The sequence below is a fragment of the Caldicellulosiruptor obsidiansis OB47 genome (assembly GCF_000145215.1).
GTDB classification, from domain to species: domain Bacteria; phylum Bacillota; class Thermoanaerobacteria; order Caldicellulosiruptorales; family Caldicellulosiruptoraceae; genus Caldicellulosiruptor; species Caldicellulosiruptor obsidiansis.
In genome coordinates this window covers 1271521-1289616 of sequence record NC_014392.1, presented here as the reverse complement: position 1 = coordinate 1289616, position 18096 = coordinate 1271521, and the positions used below count along the sequence as shown (strand labels likewise).

At 34.8% G+C, this 18096-nt stretch carries 17 protein-coding genes and 1 pseudogene; 4 read left to right on the top strand and 14 right to left on the bottom strand.

All coding sequences use genetic code 11. The features are described from left to right. Positions 1 to 25: 25 nt before the first annotated feature. On the bottom strand, positions 26 to 1198 hold the full coding sequence (locus COB47_RS05880) for an ABC transporter substrate-binding protein (protein ID WP_013290463.1): 1173 nt from the start codon (positions 1196 to 1198) through the stop codon (positions 26 to 28). 174 nt (positions 1199 to 1372) lie between these two features. On the opposite strand from COB47_RS05880, the gene COB47_RS05875 reads away from it, so the two are divergent. Together COB47_RS05875 and xerA are read left to right on the top strand one after the other, a co-directional pair. Continuing rightward, a complete protein-coding gene (locus tag COB47_RS05875) occupies positions 1373 to 1918 on the top strand; it encodes a pyruvate kinase alpha/beta domain-containing protein (RefSeq protein ID WP_013290462.1) in 546 nt (181 codons plus the stop codon). Between the two features lie 130 nt (positions 1919 to 2048). Then, complete coding sequence (gene xerA, locus COB47_RS05870) at positions 2049 to 3035, top strand: site-specific tyrosine recombinase/integron integrase (protein WP_013290461.1); 987 nt, start codon at positions 2049 to 2051, stop codon at positions 3033 to 3035. Between the two features lie 11 nt (positions 3036 to 3046). On the opposite strand, the gene COB47_RS05865 is transcribed toward xerA, so the two are convergent. The 4 genes from COB47_RS05865 to COB47_RS05850 form a co-directional block, all read right to left on the bottom strand. Continuing rightward, a complete protein-coding gene (locus COB47_RS05865) occupies positions 3047 to 3376 on the bottom strand; it encodes a LysM peptidoglycan-binding domain-containing protein (RefSeq protein ID WP_013290460.1) in 330 nt (109 codons plus the stop codon). A gap of 55 nt (positions 3377 to 3431) precedes the next feature. Further along, positions 3432 to 3875 (bottom strand): PIN domain-containing protein, encoded by a 444-nt coding sequence (locus COB47_RS05860; protein ID WP_013290459.1) that lies wholly within the window; start codon positions 3873 to 3875, stop codon positions 3432 to 3434. Then, on the bottom strand, positions 3862 to 4110 hold the full coding sequence (locus COB47_RS05855) for a DUF6364 family protein (protein ID WP_013290458.1): 249 nt from the start codon (positions 4108 to 4110) through the stop codon (positions 3862 to 3864). Before COB47_RS05855 ends, COB47_RS05860 begins: the two co-directional genes overlap by 14 nt. Positions 4111 to 4640: 530 nt before the next feature. After that, on the bottom strand, positions 4641 to 4835 hold the full coding sequence (locus tag COB47_RS05850; RefSeq protein ID WP_013290457.1) for a hypothetical protein: 195 nt from the start codon (positions 4833 to 4835) through the stop codon (positions 4641 to 4643). 46 nt (positions 4836 to 4881) lie between these two features. Between COB47_RS05850 and COB47_RS12575 the strand changes: the two are divergent. Then, positions 4882 to 5433 (top strand): annotated as a pseudogene (locus COB47_RS12575) (transposase); the annotation flags it as partial. Here the strand turns inward: COB47_RS12575 and COB47_RS05845 are convergent. Next, positions 5401 to 6363: a hypothetical protein gene (locus COB47_RS05845; protein ID WP_237698858.1), complete on the bottom strand. Its 963-nt coding sequence runs from the start codon at positions 6361 to 6363 to the stop codon at positions 5401 to 5403. The pseudogene COB47_RS12575 and the gene COB47_RS05845 overlap by 33 nt on opposite strands. 324 nt (positions 6364 to 6687) lie before the next feature. Here COB47_RS05845 and COB47_RS05840 point away from each other — a divergent pair, with 324 nt between their 5' ends. After that, positions 6688 to 7911, top strand: a complete 1224-nt coding sequence (locus COB47_RS05840; protein WP_013290456.1) for an IS256-like element ISCob1 family transposase — start codon at positions 6688 to 6690, stop codon at positions 7909 to 7911. Positions 7912 to 8660: 749 nt separating this feature from the next. On the opposite strand, the gene COB47_RS05835 is transcribed toward COB47_RS05840, so the two are convergent. The 8 genes from COB47_RS05835 to gpmI all read right to left on the bottom strand — a co-directional run bounded on the left by COB47_RS05835 (position 8661) and on the right by gpmI (position 18084). Beyond that, the gene (locus COB47_RS05835) at positions 8661 to 9026 is read right to left on the bottom strand and encodes a hypothetical protein (RefSeq protein ID WP_237698857.1); all 366 of its coding nucleotides are present in this window, start codon (positions 9024 to 9026) and stop codon (positions 8661 to 8663) included. A 97-nt stretch (positions 9027 to 9123) separates the two neighbouring features. Next, positions 9124 to 9357, bottom strand: a complete 234-nt coding sequence (locus COB47_RS05830; protein WP_013290454.1) for a hypothetical protein — start codon at positions 9355 to 9357, stop codon at positions 9124 to 9126. Continuing rightward, the gene (locus tag COB47_RS05825; RefSeq protein ID WP_013290453.1) at positions 9336 to 9578 is read right to left on the bottom strand and encodes a hypothetical protein; all 243 of its coding nucleotides are present in this window, start codon (positions 9576 to 9578) and stop codon (positions 9336 to 9338) included. The genes COB47_RS05830 and COB47_RS05825 overlap by 22 nt, the downstream gene beginning before the upstream one ends. Positions 9579 to 9663: 85 nt before the next feature. Beyond that, the gene (locus tag COB47_RS05820; RefSeq protein WP_013290452.1) at positions 9664 to 11058 is read right to left on the bottom strand and encodes an HlyD family secretion protein; all 1395 of its coding nucleotides are present in this window, start codon (positions 11056 to 11058) and stop codon (positions 9664 to 9666) included. Continuing rightward, entirely contained in the window at positions 11055 to 13259 is a 2205-nt protein-coding gene (locus tag COB47_RS05815; RefSeq protein ID WP_013290451.1) for a peptidase domain-containing ABC transporter, read from the bottom strand. Before COB47_RS05815 ends, COB47_RS05820 begins: the two co-directional genes overlap by 4 nt. A 366-nt stretch (positions 13260 to 13625) precedes the next feature. Then, positions 13626 to 15020, bottom strand: coding sequence for a glucuronate isomerase (gene uxaC / locus COB47_RS05810; protein WP_013290450.1), 1395 nt, complete (start codon positions 15018 to 15020; stop codon positions 13626 to 13628). A gap of 173 nt (positions 15021 to 15193) precedes the next feature. Beyond that, positions 15194 to 16498: a phosphopyruvate hydratase gene (gene eno, locus COB47_RS05805; protein ID WP_013290449.1), complete on the bottom strand. Its 1305-nt coding sequence runs from the start codon at positions 16496 to 16498 to the stop codon at positions 15194 to 15196. Between the two features lie 47 nt (positions 16499 to 16545). Then, complete coding sequence (gene gpmI / locus COB47_RS05800; protein WP_013290448.1) at positions 16546 to 18084, bottom strand: 2,3-bisphosphoglycerate-independent phosphoglycerate mutase; 1539 nt, start codon at positions 18082 to 18084, stop codon at positions 16546 to 16548. Positions 18085 to 18096: the final 12 nt, after the last annotated feature.

Below are 18096 nucleotides of genomic sequence, written 5' to 3'. Positions count from 1 at the left end.
AACAACATTTATAATATACTTTTTTCTATGGATTTAGTTTTTGCTTAAACATTTGAATACCATCTTTGAGTTCTATAATTACAGCAGATTTCTCTGCGTTGTGCATTTTATTAATGTTTATAACGCCTGTCACACCAACAAAATTCTTAGTATTTTCAATAGCAATTTTGAGTCTTTCTCTATCTTTTGTTACACTGTCAAATTTAAGATTAGCTCTCTTGAGTGCATCAGCTATAAAGTATCCAAGATCATATCCTAAAGCTGCAAAAGCATTAGGTTCTTGATTATATTTTGTTTTGTATTTCTTAATAAAGTCCTGTACCTTTTTGTCAGTATCTTGTGAAGAATAATGAGCTGAGAAAAATACGTTATTGGCATTTTCTTTTCCTGCCTTCTCAACAACTTTTGGATCATCAAATCCATCGCCACCAAGAATGGGTACTTTTATACCAAGTTCTCTTGCTTGTTTTATAATAAGACCTGCTTCGTCATAATAAACAGGCGCAAAAATTACATCCGGTTTTTTGTCTCTTATCTTTGTAAGAATACTACTAAAATCCTGTTCACCCCTACCAAATGCTTCCTCAGCTATAACCTTACCACCACTTTTTTCAAATACAGATTTAAAATTCTTGAGAAGTCCTTTACTATAATCGGATGTAGCATCATAAATTATAGCAGCTTTTTTAGCTTTTAATGTTTTAAGAGCAAAGTTTGCCATAACATTCCCTTGAAATGAATCATTAAAACATGTTCTAAATACGTATGATTTTACTTTATTTGTTTTTTCTTCAACGGTAACATTATCATCAGTTGCAGATGGAGATACTAATGGGACTTTATATTTTGCTATTGCTATTGATGCTGACTTCGTAGCACCTGAAGTTGCAGGACCCAAAATAGCAAGAACATTTTGTCTCACTGCTAACTTGTATGCAACATTCTGAGCTTCAGTCTTATCAGACTTATTGTCCATAACTACAAGCTCAATCTTTTTGCCATTAATCCCACCTTTTTTATTAATTTCATCGATAGCAAGCTTTAAGCCATCTAATTCCTTTTGACCATACTGAGCAACCGTACCAGATAATTCTAAATCTACTCCAATTTTTATAACATTTTTAGATGATGCAAAAGAGACTGTAAGTATAGAGAGAACAAAAAGCAAAAGCACAACACTTACCAAAACTCTTTTCATTTTAACCTCACACTCCTTCTAAATAAATTTTTGTGTTATAATAATGGTTGAGTTTATAGTTTATAGTATAAAATATCTTTGAATCGAATACAAGTATTCAATTGACTTCTGTACACATTAGAATATTATCTTACTTTTAGTACTTAAAAATTGTACCACAAGGAGTGGTAGGAAGTGTATTTTAAATTAGCTGGTCCTCATAATACTCAAAAAACTATTGAGCTTGCAATAAAAACTGCTAACGAAAGAAATATCAATCATATAGTGGTGGCTTCGTGTAGTGGAAGTACAGCTAAACTTCTAAAAGATTGTGGAAAAAATGTAGTAGTTGTAACTCATGTAAATGGTTTTTCTGAACCTGGAAAAATGGAAATAAGCGAAAAAACTATTGAAGAGCTTAAAGCAATGGGATTTAGGATTTATACAGGTACACATGTTCTATCAGGAGCAGAAAGAGGAATATCAAGAAAGTTTGGCGGAGTGTATCCAGTTGAAATTATGGCACATACACTTAGAATGCTCGGGCAAGGCGTGAAGGTTGCAGTGGAGATTTCTGTTATGGCTTTAGATGCAGGACTGATACCATATGGTGAAGATGTAATTGCAATTGGTGGAACATCTGAAGGTGCAGATACTGCTGTAATTATAAGGCCTTCGCACGCAGCTTCTATATTTGAGACAAAAATTAAAGAAATAATTTGCAAACCCTATGAATTTTAAGAAGCCGCAGAGAGTTGTGAAAAAGAAAAAGTAAAAAGGTTGACATTATGAAAAGAAGAGAAGTATAATAGATTCAAAGAAAATATAATTGCACAAAATAAAAATTTTGTGCAATGAAGGGAATGAGAAAATGAACTTTTCTGATATTCCGCCTTATGTTGCGGATTTTCTGAATTATATGCTTACAATCAAAAATAAATCTCCAAATACAATTAAAGAATATTATTATGACTTGAGAACCTTTTTAAGATATCTAAAAGCAAAAGATTTGAATGTTCTCAATCAGATCGAAAAGATTGAAGACCTCGAAAACATCGATGTGAGCAGCTTTGAAATTGAAAAACTCAAAACAATAACTCTTAGTAATCTATATGAATATTTTTCTTTCCTTGCTACACGTTTTAACAACAGCCCATATTCAAGAGCCCGAAAAGTTGCATCAATTAGAAGCTTTTTTAAATACCTTTACAGCAAAGCCAAACTCATTCCTGATAACCCTGCAAAAGATTTAGAATCGCCAAAACTTGGAAAAAGAAATCCAAGGTATCTTACACTTGAGGAAAGCAAAAAGCTACTTTCTGCAATTGATGGTGAAAATAAAGAAAGGGACTTTGCAATAATTACTCTTTTTCTAAATTGCGGATTGCGTCTTTCAGAGCTTGTGAATATAAACCTTTCAGATATAAAAGATGATATGCTGAGGATTGTTGGTAAAGGGAATAAAGAAAGAATAATATACTTAAACAAAGCCTGTAAAGAAGCTATTGAAAATTATTTGAAAGTCCGCCCTACAGAAGGTGTAAAAGACAAGGATGCTCTTTTTCTGAGTGAAAGGAAGAAAAGAATCAGCAGAAGAACTGTTCAATACATTGTTGAAAAGTATGTGAAGATGGCAGGTATAAATCAGAAAAAGATCTCTGCCCACAAACTTCGTCATACAGCAGCAACACTTATGTACAGACACGGCAAAGTTGATATAAGGTCTCTTCAGACTATTTTGGGTCATCAAAGTATCTCCACAACAGAGATTTATACTCATGTAAATGACGATGACATCAAAAAAGCATTTGAAAAAAACCCCCTCTCAGGAGAAAAACAAGATACTTTAAACTCCTGACAAGGGGGTTTTTATTCTGTGCACAAAAGTTTGTATGTTTTCACATCTACAAATTTTAACACTTGTCCAGGATACAGAATTGCATTTTCTAACTTATTTACTTTTCGTACAAAAGAGATATAATCGCGAATGTCTACGCTTTCATCAACAAAATTTTTTGAAATTGTCCACAACGAATCTCCTTCTTTCACCTTTACAAATATCCAGTTTATATCCTTTCCTTTATCAATGCCCTTCCCTTCTCCAATCGAAATCATCAAAGCCGTTACAATTAATATCATTAAAAGAAGCAATGCAATGCCAAAACGAAACTTATTTTTTATAACAACTTTCGTTCTCATAAAATATTCATTCTCTCCGATAAAATGTTCTATATAAAGGATATCAAACAAATGTTTATATGTCAAGAGATGAAGACAAAAAAGGATTTACTACTTTTATTTTCCCAAAATACTGACCAGAATTTAAATCCTCACTCCATACTATCGAACATCCCAAATTTATAGCGCTACAAAGTATTAAAGCATCCCAAAAAGATATTTTATATCTTTGTGAAAACTTGATAGCTTCTAAAATATCTTCTACTTCAATTGTGGCTACCTTCCATAACTTTAAGTCTGATATGATTTGAAAAGCAGTATCAAAACTTATAGGATTTTTAACCTTTTTTGTAACAACAACAAAAAATTCTTGGAGAACTTGAGTGCTCAGCGCACCATTTCTTTCTTTCCAAAGTTTCTCCACAATCTGCTTTGCTACTACATGTTTTTCCCCTGCAGATTTATCATAAGCATACACCAAAATATTTGTGTCAACAAACTGATAGTTACTTTCTTTCATATAGATCTTCTCTCCTCCATGTGATTGCTCCACCTGTTCCAAGGTCAAATCCTTCTTCTAAAAGTTTAAGATGTTGTAAATAGACTTTTTGATATGACTCTTCTCTATTCACAAGTTCTTCTAACAAGCTTGTAAGCAGCGCAGAAATAGATGTATTTCTTTCAACAGCAATATGTTTTACCTTTTGAATAAGTTCCTTAGGAAGAGACAAAGTAATATTCTGATATTTACGCATATTATTTCACCTCCACGTAAAACAGTGTACCACATATTTACGTGAAATTCAATATTAACTTTAACAATAACAAAAGATGATATTATTCGAGAAAAGCGAAGTTTGATAAGTTTTTTTCGTGATTAAGTGGTGTTGAAGTAACATGTTTGGCAGACTAAATCCTATCCAAAAGAAGGTGGGCAGATAGAACCCCCAGCTTCACACTTGATTTTAAAAATTATAAACTTACCAGTTCAAACTATTTTAAATCTTCTTAGTAAAAATACAATAATTACCACTAAACCGCCTAATCCATATAAGCCAACATTTTGTTTATAAAGTGCAAGTAAAGACACACATTCTAAATATATTGGTATTATAATTGCAATTTTACTCCATCTATTTTTACTTTTAACAATTCCTAATGCAAATAAAAGGGCTAAAATAGAATTATAATATAAAAAAAACTATCAGCATAAGAATATCCCCCAACTCTAAATTAAATATGTTAATCAAACTGTTCCGGAGCTTATATTTTTATTTTGGAATACTTATTTTATAATTCCTAAAATTGTTGAAGTTACATCTAACGAAAAAGACCAAGTTCCTGCATATAATAATGTTCCAGCAACAAATACATTTAGTCCATGTATACATGCACCGGCAATTAATCCTACACTCATGGTAAGCCCCATCGCTCCTGCAAATAAATAATTACCATCAACGCCACCATATATAGATGTCAACTTATCATACCCTCCCTTGATTACGCCTTTTTGGAGATTGCTTTAAATTGTCATAAGCGATGACTTTCCTTATATTACAGATGCCGTTAAACTTGCTTACCCTCTTGCTGACCTTTAGCTTGCTTTTGTCCACCTCCAACAAAATAGCAGAAAACATATGACAAAAGATAAAGCTTTCCGCTTTTAACAAGAGTTAAGAACAGACTTAGAATTTCTTTCTCCCATTTCGATTGAGCTGTACTGAAATTTAAAGAACTTTGCGATGGATACCTTTCAAAATATCCTCGATTTTATTGCTGCAATATCAGAAAAAGCAGAGTTTTATTCTGTCCATATGAAATACCCTGAGGAATTAAGAAAGCTCTTTCTACAAACACCGCTTTGTGTGTAAGTAGCATGATTGAGAAGGCAAGAAGTAAATTCAGGTGGATACTTTCAGCTGCCTGTTGCCTGTGTTTTAGAAATTAATATTTACTTACAGGAAGAGAACTTACGCTATGCAAAATGGAAAAATGGAGTTCCCAGCATTAGAAAATGCATCAATAACATAATCCAACTTTACAACTTACGTTATAAATTGGAAACACAAAATTCTTGACAAGTCTCCACTTGCATGGATGGGTATTATTCCCCTTGGGCATTTTTTTATCACTTTCGTCTCTTCATCTATTTCATATTCGCTCACTGACATCCTAACAGGCTTCCTACCGTTTAAATCAGTAAAATGAACTTCTACACAGTTCTCTTTTGCAATTTGTACTACTTCTTTGGAGTAATAACCACCGTCTACATAGACTTCTTGACATTTTGTATTCTGTTTTACAATAGGTAGTCTCTCTTTTAAAAGCTCTACATCACTCTTTATGTTCTTTTCTACCGTATAGTCTGTTATGAGCTGAAAAGAATTTTCTTTTGCACAGGTTTCGCTAAGGTTTAAAACATATCCGCTTTCAGCTTTGTTCCCCTTCTTGCGATAAGTAGCATCCTCATCATATGCTGACTGAAGAGAATCGCTGGGTATACTTTTGCTATCTTTGGCCTTGAGCTTCTTGGTTTGTTCGTCGTAGTACGCCTGTTCCGACAAAAATCTTTCAAGGATCCTATACGCATCGGAGTTTTTTAGTTCAGAAATGTTTTCAATTGTTTCTTTTGTTTCTTGGCAAAGATTCAAGAGCATTTCCAGCCTGCTTTCGCCTTCTGAAGGCTTGGTTTTGTGTATCACTTCTGTCCTAAATTCAGGGTTGAGAACTTTTTTTAGGTTCTCTGAAAGTCTGTCTTCAGGAATGGATTTTACTGCCCTGTAAAGTACATCAAAGGCAAGGGCAACTCTTCCTGCTTTTTTGATGTTTGACATGAACATGGTGGAGTCTATCCGCTGTTCTTTCATGCATATACCTGCTTTTTTGGCAAAAATCATGGTAAGATTTAAAAACTGCCCGAATATTAAGTCCTCTTGTTCAGGATGTTTTATGAGGTATTTGTATATCCTTGTTCTAAAGTCATACAAGGTTTTCTCTGAAAGGTTCATACTTACTTATGTTCTTATTCCTACAGCATAATTTATCAGGTAATTGAAGTTGAAATTTTCGATAAGTTCATCATCAGAGTAGTTTTTAAGGTGTTTTATGTATTCCAAGGAAAGAAGTATGTTAACCGGGAAGTTAGCCCTTCCTGTATCACTGTATAAAACTGAAAAGGGTTTTTCATCGATGTTGCAGAACACGTATTTATAAAATATGGGTGCCCATGATTTTTCAAGAGACTATAAGTAATTTTGTGTAAAGTATAAGGACCTCCTTCTTGGTAAGAATCAGAATATAAACAAAAATATCCAAGAAGGAGGTTTTTTGTTATGGAAAATGTTTTAACAAAAGAGCAGCTCTTAGAGTTTATAAGAAAAAACAATATTCAGAGTGTGAGTGATATTTACGAAAGCTTAAAAGACTTGTTTAAGAGTGTACTTCAAAGCTTTTTAGAAGCAGAGATTGAAGAAACTCTGGGTTATGAAAAGTATGACGTTAAGAACAAACAAACTACTAACTCTCGAAACGGATATACTCAGAAGACTGTAAAAACAAAATTTGGAGAGATGGAAATTGATATACCAAGAGACAGAGAAGGTGAATTTGAACCCAAGATAATTCCCAAATATAAAAGAGATATCTCTGAAATTGAAGATAAAATAATAGCTTTATATTCCAGAGCAATAGCAACACGAGACATTCATGAGCAAATTAAAGATATTTATGGTATTGAAGTATCTGCTGAGATGGTAAGCAAAATTACAGAAAAAATAATACCAGAGATAAGAGAATGGCAAAACAGACCGTTAGAAAAGATATATCCGTTTATCTTTATGGATGCAATTCATTACAAGATAAAAGATGAAGGCAGGATTGTAAACAAAGCTGCTTACGTTGTTTTAGGAATTAACATTGAGGGATATAAGGATGTTTTAGGGATATGGATTGGAGAAAGTGAAAGCTCTAAATTCTGGTTGGGTGTTTTGAATGACCTGAAAACAAGAGGAGTAGAAGAGGTATTACTGTTTTGTGTTGATGGCCTTACTGGTTTAAAAGAGGCAATAGAAGCAGTGTTCCCAAAAAGCGATATTCAAAGGTGTATTATTCATCAGCTCAGAAATTCATTCAAATATGTTTCATACAAGCATATAAAAGAATTTTCAAAGGATTTTAAAAAAGTGTATCAGGCAACTAATGAAGAAGAAGCACTGGAAAATTTTTATCAGGTAAAAGAAAAATGGGGGAAACAGTATCCTTATGCGTTCAGGAGTTGGGAAAGCAATTGGGATTCACTAACTTCGTTTTTTAAGTTTCCCCCAGAGATAAGGAAGATAATTTATACAACAAACATCATAGAAGGAGTTCATAGACAATTTAGAAAAGTGACAAAAGCAAAATCAGTATTTCCAAACGATACAGCGTTAGAGAAGATGCTTTATCTTGCGACAAAAAATGTTGTAAGAAAGTGGACACAGAGGTACAGAAATTGGGATATAATATTAAATCAGCTTTTGATAATGTATCCAGAACGTTTAAGTGGATATATAAATTAATAACAAACTTCAGTTCGCTTTTAGATTGCTTCCATGGAAGCAATCTAAAACAAATTAGAACCAGAAAAATCAGAGCAATATATCCCAGTATCAAATTTTGTCCAGCTTTTAAAAAATTTATGCATAAAAATTTTTAAAATGGTAATACTAAAAAATAGAAGGTAGACAGGATTATCCTGAATGATTTCTTACCAAGAGGGATGGTTCAATTTAAATACACAAAATTATTTACAGACCCTTTTTCAAGTTTAGCCTTTATCCTTGAATCCATGAAGTTAACACTTTCAAATAATGATTGTTGGAGATGGTTGTTATTTTCTCTAAACAAGTGCAACACCCCATTTGTCGTAATTTTTGCTCCTTTGATTCTAACATAATTCTATAAAAATTTGTACTACATATATTTTTATGTTTATTTATTCAATTCTAATTTTATATTTATACTTCTTCATAAAGAAAAAAGGCTTTTTACACCAGAATCATTATTTGATTATGTGTTTTTTACTCCTAAAAACAATCTTAATTATAGCAGGCATTCAGAATAAGTGCTATATTTTTTCCTATCTACCCACCCCAATATTTACTATAGAACCAAATTTTTTATTTTTCTATTCTCAAAACCCGCATAAATTAAGACTTTGTTATTTTTTATTAGCTCAAAAACTTCTCTTAACTGACAAAGTCAAGAAAATAAAGAGGCTGTCACCTCATTTTTTTAGACAGCCTCTCTCATTCCCGACAAAATAACATTATAACATTTTTACTGGTCTAAAATATTTGTACAAAAAACCTCTACTTGCATCAATTCTTATTTCTTCCTCGTTAATATCAATAACTATTTTTCCACACAGCCAGTTTGTGAGCTTATGTGGTGTTGTTGCAATAATTTTGTTGCCGATTTTTTCAATTTTTGTATAATAACCTGTCCTTTTTATTCGTTCTTCTAATTCATTTTCTGTGATAGCACATTTTTTATAAACATACACTTCATGAGCACATAAGTAACCAAAAATAAAAGCCATTGTCAAAGACCATAAAAATATCATTAAAGCACATACTAATATAATTTCTGGTTTTATATACAAATCATTTAATTTTGATACTATCAATACCAATATACCGATCCCTGCTGATGCACCAAAATAGTACGCAAAACATTTTAAAGTCGATTTAAAAAGCAATATTCATCACCTACTTTCATTTTTATAATAATTAAAATGGGGTAAGACCACCTATTGCTCCGCCTAACATCGCACCTGTCCATCCTGTCTTAAACATATCTTTAATTTCACCACTATTATAAGCAATTACAGCTCCTGCAGCCAATCCATACGTAAACCCTAATATCGCACCAGCTGCAGCCCCAAACAAACCATCACCGTTTATTTTTTCTAATTCATTGTTTTGAAAAACTATATAACCATTTAGAACTGATCTATTAACCAATATACACCACCCCCAATAATTGCGCCAACAAGGCTTCCAACTGGCCCTGCCGCTGAACCAAAAACTGCACCAGCTACAACATAACCTAATGTTGTACCACCAACTCCACTAAGATAAAAGCCCAAATCATTTAACTTTAAATTCCCACCACCTGAGACGTCTAACAACTCTGTTCCTTTCAATTCTATAGTAGATATTGGTTTAGAAATCTTACTATTCATAATACTTAAACCCCCTCTTTTTAAATAATTTTGCTTTTATAACTCAACCCTCACAGCCGGCTGATGAAAGGGTTGTTGCCTACCCTCACAACCTCAATCCCATCTTTTCAAATACCCATTCAATTAATCGTTTTTGTTCAACCACTATGCTCATCTCACATGCTTGCCCTGCTCTCAAATTAATACCATTTCCTACATTCCTCACTTCTACTTCAACCTCATAAAATCCTTGCCCATTTTCATTTGCTACCTTTATATCCCGCGATACCCTGGTAACCTTCCCTTCTACTACTTTCAACCCATCTGTTCCCGCCAATTTCACCTTTACCCTTTGCCCTCTTTCTATACCACTGCTTTTTGTGTTTGGTATGTATCCAATAACCTTAAATCTTTTTGATTGACCGTCAACTATCCTGCCAATCTCAGCTCCGCTACTTATTGCCGCTCCACTGAACAATTCAGCACTGTATTCAACATAACCATCTTTTTCCGCTCTTATACTACAACTCTCTATCAACCTCTTAGTTTCTTCCAAGTTGATTTTCAAGTTCTTTATTTCGTGAGTTAAACTACTAATCTCACTATCAATCTGCTGCAGCACCTCCAGCTTATACTTCTCAATATCTCCTTTTGTATCATCACCTGAAATGACCAGTAGTCTCAGCTGCCCTTCTATTTTCTGTTTTTGCAAAATCAACTCACTTTTTGACTGCCTCAGTTCATCAAGTTTTGAATCTATTTTCAATATTAAAATCTTCTTCATATCACTACCATCCGATTTTGTCTTCACCTGCTGATTGTAATCCTCTATTTCACTCAATATAAATCCTAAATACCCTATGTCGTATTTCGTTAGCTTAACTTGCTCGCCTTTGCTTACAACTTCCTTTATTTCTTTTAACATGCTTTCAAATTTATCAATATTTTTAATTTTCTCATCTAAACTCTCTATCTGCTTTTTAAAATCCATTATACTGTATTCTCTTTGCACTCTTGCTTCTTCTGCCGCTTTTTTCAATTTTTTTATCTCATAACTATAACTCAAGTACCTTAAATAGTACGTATTTTTATTCTTGAGACTTTCTCCTTTTTCTATGCTATTTCTCAATTCTTTTAAATCGTCAATCTTTTTCTCATATTCGCTAAGTTGCTGTTTCAAAAAATCTCTCTTCTTTACATACTCTTCATCATCTATCTTAAATAAAACATCACCTTTCTTTACATATTCACTTTCTTTTACAAAAACCTCTTTTACCTTCCCTCCAACATAACTTATCACCTTTGCTTCATCTTCCCAGGGTCTTATTATCCCTTGAACCGTTACATTTATATCAATTTTTCCTACAATACTCCACAAAACAAGCCCTATCACTAAGGCAAGCAAAATGTATGTAATATAAAGTCCATACTTTGAAATCTCTGATTCATACAAGAGTTTACTTTCTTTCAGTTCACCAAAATCATATATTACCTCTCTCATTTTCCAGCTGCACTCCCAACCAAATCCCATAGCCCTTTTTGCTCAAGCCCTATCAGCTGTTCTCTCCACAGGTTATAATAATATCCTTTCTTTCTCATCAGCTCCTCATGCGTTCCCACCTCTACTATCCTGCCTTCATGCATTACCACAACCCTGTCACACTTTAATATTGTCGATAGCCTGTGCGCTATTATTATGGTTGTTATCCCCTCACATACCTTCTCTATAACCTTCCCTATCGCCTGCTCGGTTACAGAATCAAGGTTACTGGTTGCTTCATCCATTATCACTATCTCAGGCCTTTTTAAAAGTGCCCTGGTTATTGCTATTAGCTGCTTCTGCCCGCCTGACAAATTCGCTCCATTCTCTTCTATCATGGTATTATATCTCAAAGGAAGTTTTGATACAAACTCATCCAGTGTGGTTAATCTGCTTATTTCAATCACATCTTCCATTTTTATATTCCTGTTATCCAATACCAAATTCTCGAATATCGTACCACTGAACAAAAAGATGTCTTGAGATATATATGCTATCTTCTCCCTCAAATGCCTTTTGTTTATATCTTTTATGTTATAACCATTTATCCTTATCTCTCCACTCTCATAATCATAAAATCCTAAAAGCAGCTTTGCCAATGTGGTCTTCCCTGAACCACTCTCTCCTACTATCGCTATCTTCTCTCCACTTCTTATCTTAAGATTTATATCCCTCAGCACAAGTTGTCTTGTACCGTATCTAAAGTTCAAACCTTCTATCTCTATATCACCTTTCAAACTTGGAGCTAACTTCTTATCTTCGTCCTCTTTAAACTCACTCTCAAGTTCCAAAATCTCTCTAAGCCTTTCGGCTGCAACTATCGCCGTCTGCAACATCGGCTGCAATCCTATCAAGTTCTTTATCGGGTCTACAAAGTATGCAAGCAGTGCATTGAACGTAAACAGCTCTCCTATGCTCATCTGCCCATTTATTACATTGTTTGCTCCTGCCCACAGTATCACTATAACACCTATCCCTGCTATTGCGGCACTTATATTACTTTGCAAATTGTTTAAATTCGCTACCTTAAACACATCTTTTAATAGCTTTACAAACTTGCTCTCTGTCTTAAAACTCACATCCTCTTCTATATTAAATGCCTTTACTACCTCTATCCCATTCAGTGACTCTACCAAATATGACGTCAAAATTGCATTGTCTTCCATCTCCTGCCTGTTCGCTTCCCTCAATACCCTGTTAAATCCAAACACTACTGCCGCATACAGCAAAACCATCACAAACGCTATAAAAAACAGCGTTGAATTTTGCAAGTATAAAATACTTGCGCCTGCCAATGCCATTATGCTGTCTATCATTAGCGTCAGCGTTGCACCTGATACCGCATCCCTTATCTTTGACGCGTCCATAAACCTCGAAATTATCTCTCCTATCTTCCTGCTACCAAAAAAACTCATCGGAAGCTTAATCACATGTTCATAATACCCCAGCATCAGTTTAATATCCAATCTCTGACTCAAATGTATTAAAAGTCTTACCCTGAAGGCTCCTAATATCACCTTAAATACCGTAATCAGTATTGTACCTGCTGCTATAACATGAAGTGTATTCTTCAAAAGATTTGGTATTACATCATCCATCAAAAACTTGTAATAAAATGCTGCCGCTATCCCTAGCAAGGTATATACAATAGACACTGCAAAAATATTCAATAGCAAACTCTTCTGTGGAGCCAATAACTTGAAAAACTTCTTTAAAACTCCCTCCTGCTTACCTTTTTTAAACCTCTCATTTGGCACAAGCAGTATCAAAATGCCTGTCCATATTTTAAAAAATTCTTCAGGCTTTAGCTTCACAATCCCTTTTGCTGGGTCTGCTATCACTATACTTTCTTTTCTTATCTCATGTATCACAACATAATGAAATAGCTTGCCATCTACCAGCACATGCGCTATACACGGAAGTGGTATTTTTTCAAATATTGCCTCTTTTGTTTCTGCTCTGACTGCTTTTGCTTCAAATCCAAGCTCCTTTGCAGCCTTTACAACTCCATATGCTGTTGTGCCAAATCTGTCTGTCCCTGCTATCTCTCTTATTTTGGCTATTGACACTTCTTTTCCATATTGCAAACAAATTGTGGCTATGCTCGCTGCCGCACAATCTGTTATATCATGCTGCTTTACACAATAGTATCTCCTTTTCATCTTTTCATCCCACTTGATTTTTGGTATGTTTGCTTCTCTATTCTCTTATTTAGGCTATTTAGTACTTGAACTATTTTTTCTGTAAACTTCTTCTTGGAATTTCTATGCAAATTTTTTTTTATATATTTTCATACTGTCAATCTCGTTTTTTTTTTTTTTTTTTTAGACGATATTTCGCCAATTTTTGAGCTAAAATTATGTTTTTCTTAAAATAGCTTAAAATTGCTCTAATTTTCTCAGGTTTAGAATAAGGCAGAGTTGTTACTATCGTAGGATTTTAGTCCAAACTTAATTTTATATGAACCAGAATTAAAAAAATAAGGGTGGTTGTTTAGCCCACCCATTTTGCCATAATCTTTTCTTATTTTAAAACCCAAAATACTCTTTTGCATTATAGTAACACACACCCTGAACTATTCTGCCAAGCGTCTCCAAATCATAAGGATATTCACCGTTTTCTACCCACTCGCCAATCAAATTGCAAAGAAGTCTTCTAAAATACTCATGCCTTGCATATGACAAAAAGCTTCGAGAATCTGTTACCATTCCAACAAATCTACTTAAAAGCCCAAGATTTGCAAGGTCTTTCATCTGTTGAAGGTTTCCGTCTTTACTATCATTGAACCACCAAGCTGCACCAAGTTGCATCTTCCCAGGAATCCCACCGCCCTGGAAAGACCCCATGATTGTTGCGAGAACATAGCTATCTTTTGGATTTAAAGAATACAGAATTGTCTTTGGCAAAGAATTTTCTTTCTCTAGTGAATCAAGGAATTTGACAAGCGCAATAGCTACATGATTGTCATTTATTGAATCATATCCTGTGTCAGGCCCCAAAATATTGAACATTCTTGTATTGTTATTTCTCAGGGCATTTATATGAAGCTGCATTGCCCAGCCAAGACTTGAATAAACTTTTCCTAAGAATCCCAATGTATATGTTTTATATTTTGCAACTTCGATATCAGTAAGTTTCTCACCCGCTAAAGCTTTTTTAAAAATATTGTCTACTTCATCAAAAGATGCATCGGCAAAAACCATATCATCAATAGCATGGTCAGAAATGCGACATCCTACAGAGTTGAAAAATTCTGCTCTCGACCTTAGAGCATCTAAAAACTCATCATAGTTTTCTATCTTCTTACCATAAACTTCTCCAAGCTTTTCTACCCATGGTATGAAAGTTTCTCTTTCTATATTTACACCCTTATCAGGTCTGAAAGTAGGATAAACTTTTACATTAAAATCTTTATCCTCTTTCAGTTTTAAATGATACTCAAGTGTATCAATAGGATCGTCTGTTGTGCAGATTATTTCTACATTGGACCTCAAAATTATATCTCTTGCACCAAGCTCTTTTAGAACTTTGTTTGTCTTTTCCCAAATGATAGGTGCAGATTTTTCATTCAATATCTCATCTATTCCAAAATATCTTTTAAGTTCTAAATGTGTCCAGTGATAAATTGGGTTCCCTATAGCCATTGGGATAGTCTTTGCCCATGTCAAGAACTTTTCATAGTCATCTGCATCTCCTGTTATATACCTTTCGTCTATCCCGTTTGCTCTCATAAGCCTCCATTTATAATGGTCTCCTCCAAGCCAAACCTCTGTTATGTTCTTAAATCTCTTGTTCTCATAAATTTCCTTTGGATTTAAATGACAGTGAAAGTCAATAATTGGCATATCCTTTGCATATTTATCGTACAGTACTTTAGCAATCGGATTATTCAAAAGAAAATCCTCATCCATAAATCTTTTCATCTTTCCAAACCTCCTTAAAATTTACTTCAACAAGATTTCTAAAAGATTCAAACAAAATTCACAGTAAAATCTATTTGAATATATTATAAAATGAAAAGAGGGAAAGTTCAACACTTTCCCTCTCTCTTTATTCCATTGTGAATCCAAAAACTTATCTTTGGACTTTTGTGGAGTTATTTTTTCTTCAAGTTAAAGAATGCGTTCATTCCAGGATAAATGGCAATGCTGCCAAGCTCTTCTTCAATTCTCAAGAGCTGATTGTATTTTGCTACTCTGTCTGTTCTTGACGGTGCACCTGTCTTTATCTGACCAGCATTTACTGCAACAACAAGGTCAGCAATTGTTGTATCTTCTGTCTCACCTGATCTGTGGGATACAACCGCAGTGTAACCTGCCCTGTTTGCCATTTCAATAGCTTCTAATGTTTCAGTGAGTGTTCCAATTTGATTTAGCTTAATCAAAATAGAATTTGCAACACCAAGTTCAATTCCCTTTGCAAGCCTCTTTGTATTTGTAACAAATAAATCATCACCAACAAGCTGAATCTTCTTGCCCAGCGCATCAGTTAACATCTTCCAGCCTTCCCAGTCTTCTTCTGCAACACCATCTTCAATAGAAACAATAGGATATTTTTCAACAAGCTTAACCCAAAACTCTACCATTTCTTCTTTTGTTCTAACTTTACCCTCTCTTTCGAAATGATACTTTCCATCCTCTTCGTTGTAGAGTTCTGATGTTGCAGGGTCAAGCGCAATTGCAATGTCCTTACCAGGAACATAACCAGCTTTTTCGATTGCTTCAACAATCACTTCCAATGGTTCTTCGTTAGACTTCAAGTTTGGTGCAAATCCACCCTCATCACCAACTGTTGTGTTATATCCTCTTGCTTTGAGGACATTTCTCAAATGATGAAATGTCTCAGAACACATCCTGAGAGCTTCGCTAAAAGATTTTGCACCAACAGGCATGATCATAAACTCCTGCAAATCAACCGAGTTGTCAGCATGTTTACCACCGTTTAAGATATTCATCATTGGAACAGGCAAGCATTTTGCATTGACACCACCAATATACTGATACAGTGGAAGTCCAAGTGCGTTTGCTGCTGCCTTTGCAACTGCCAAAGATACACCCAAAATTGCGTTTGCACCAAGCTTGCTCTTGTTCTCTGTTCCGTCAAGCTCAATCATAAGTTTATCAATCTCAACCTGGTTAAGAGCGTTCATTCCAATAATCTCTGGTGCAATAACCTCATTCACATTTTCAACTGCCTTGAGAACACCTTTGCCCATATATCTTTTCTTATCACCATCTCTTAGCTCAACAGCCTCAAATATACCTGTTGACGCTCCTGATGGAACAGCAGCTCTACCAATAAACTCGTCATTTACAACAACCTCTACCTCAACAGTTGGATTCCCTCTTGAATCAAGAATTTCTCTTGCCTTTACAGCTGTAATCGAAAGATCAACCTTCATTATTTATTCCTCCCTTTAAACGATTTTTAACAGTATCTATAATAATTTTATTTAATAATAAGCGAACTTCCTTTCATCTCTGAAGGCTTTTCTAACCCTAAGATGTCTAAGATTGTCGGAGCAATGTCTGCTAAAATTCCGTCATCTCTTAATTTAACATTGCCACACCCAACAAGATACAAAGGCACCTTATTTGTTGTATGAGCTGTATGAGGCTCACCTGTCTCATAATCAATCATCTGTTCACAGTTGCCGTGGTCAGCGGTTATTATTGCAACGCCGCCCTTTTGCAACACTTTCTCCACAACTTTTCCTATGCACTTGTCAACAGCTTCAACAGCCTTTATAGCAGCCTCTAAAATGCCTGTGTGCCCTACCATGTCACCATTTGCATAGTTGCAAATTATTACATCATATTCATCTTTTTCTATCCTCTCAAGCAAAGCTTCTGTTACCTCATATGCGCTCATCTCAGGTTTTAGGTCATATGTTGCAACCTTCGGTGATGGTACCAAAACCCTGTCTTCTCCGACATTTGGTACTTCTACACCGCCGTTGAAGAAGAAGGTGACATGAGCGTACTTTTCTGTCTCAGCAATTCGAAGTTGTTTTAACCCTAACTTGCTGAGGTATTCTCCCAACGTGTTTGTTAAGTTCTCTGGTTTGAATGCAACATAACAGTTCTTTATTGTCACATCATACTGGGTCATGCATACAAAGAACACTTCAAAATATCCCTTTTTCCTTTCAAACCCGTCAAACTCAACATCACAAAATGCTCTTGTGATTTGTCGTGCTCTATCAGGTCTAAAGTTGAAGAATATTATGCTGTCGTGTTCATTTATGGTTGCAGTTGGTTTGCCATTCTCAAGCACGACAGTTGGAATTACAAACTCATCGGTATTACCTTTTTCATATGACTTCTCAACAGCTTCCAATGCAGAGTTTGCATACTCTCCTTCACCAAAAACCATCGCATTGTAAGCCTTTTCTACTCTTTCCCACCTTTTGTCTCTGTCCATTGCATAGTATCTGCCCATCACTGTTGCAATCTTACCACAACCAACTTCTTTTATCTTCTGTTCAAGTTCTTCAATGTAAATTTTTGCGCTCGAAGGTGGAACATCTCGTCCATCTAAAAAGCAATGAATATATACTTTATCAAAATTGTGTCTCTTTGCAAGCTCCAAAAGCGCATAAAGGTGAGTGTTATGACTGTGCACACCACCATCTGATAAAAGCCCCATCAGATGAAGAGAAGAGTTATATTTTTTGCAATTCTCTATTGCCATTAAAAACTCTTCTTTTTTGAAAAAGTCACCGTCTTTAATTGACTTTGTTATCCTTGTAAACTCCTGATACACAATTCTCCCAGCACCCAAATTAAGATGACCTACCTCAGAATTTCCCATCTGACCCTCAGGAAGACCAACGTCCATGCCACTGCTACCAATCAAGGTATATGGGTAATTCTTTTCGTAATAATCAAGGTTGGGGGTCTTACCCAAAGCAACTGCATTCCCTTCTTGCTTTGGGTTGTAACCCCAACCATCCATAATGATAAGAACAACAGGCTTTTTCATCATCTTATTCCCCTT

Coding starts and splice junctions, on each gene's coding strand:
- COB47_RS05820 (WP_013290452.1), bottom strand. CDS start 11,058: ATGAGAGAGGTAATATATGATTTTGGTGAACTGAAAGAAAGTAAACTC.
- COB47_RS05860 (WP_013290459.1), bottom strand. CDS start 3,875: ATGAAAGAAAGTAACTATCAGTTTGTTGACACAAATATTTTGGTGTAT.
- COB47_RS05845 (WP_237698858.1), bottom strand. CDS start 6,363: ATGAACCTTTCAGAGAAAACCTTGTATGACTTTAGAACAAGGATATAC.
- xerA (WP_013290461.1), top strand. CDS start 2,049: ATGAACTTTTCTGATATTCCGCCTTATGTTGCGGATTTTCTGAATTAT.
- COB47_RS05865 (WP_013290460.1), bottom strand. CDS start 3,376: ATGAGAACGAAAGTTGTTATAAAAAATAAGTTTCGTTTTGGCATTGCA.
- COB47_RS05825 (WP_013290453.1), bottom strand. CDS start 9,578: ATGAATAGTAAGATTTCTAAACCAATATCTACTATAGAATTGAAAGGA.
- COB47_RS05815 (WP_013290451.1), bottom strand. CDS start 13,259: ATGAAAAGGAGATACTATTGTGTAAAGCAGCATGATATAACAGATTGT.
- COB47_RS05880 (WP_013290463.1), bottom strand. CDS start 1,198: ATGAAAAGAGTTTTGGTAAGTGTTGTGCTTTTGCTTTTTGTTCTCTCT.
- COB47_RS05855 (WP_013290458.1), bottom strand. CDS start 4,110: ATGCGTAAATATCAGAATATTACTTTGTCTCTTCCTAAGGAACTTATT.
- uxaC (WP_013290450.1), bottom strand. CDS start 15,020: ATGAAAAGATTTATGGATGAGGATTTTCTTTTGAATAATCCGATTGCT.
- eno (WP_013290449.1), bottom strand. CDS start 16,498: ATGAAGGTTGATCTTTCGATTACAGCTGTAAAGGCAAGAGAAATTCTT.
- gpmI (WP_013290448.1), bottom strand. CDS start 18,084: ATGATGAAAAAGCCTGTTGTTCTTATCATTATGGATGGTTGGGGTTAC.
- COB47_RS05840 (WP_013290456.1), top strand. CDS start 6,688: ATGGAAAATGTTTTAACAAAAGAGCAGCTCTTAGAGTTTATAAGAAAA.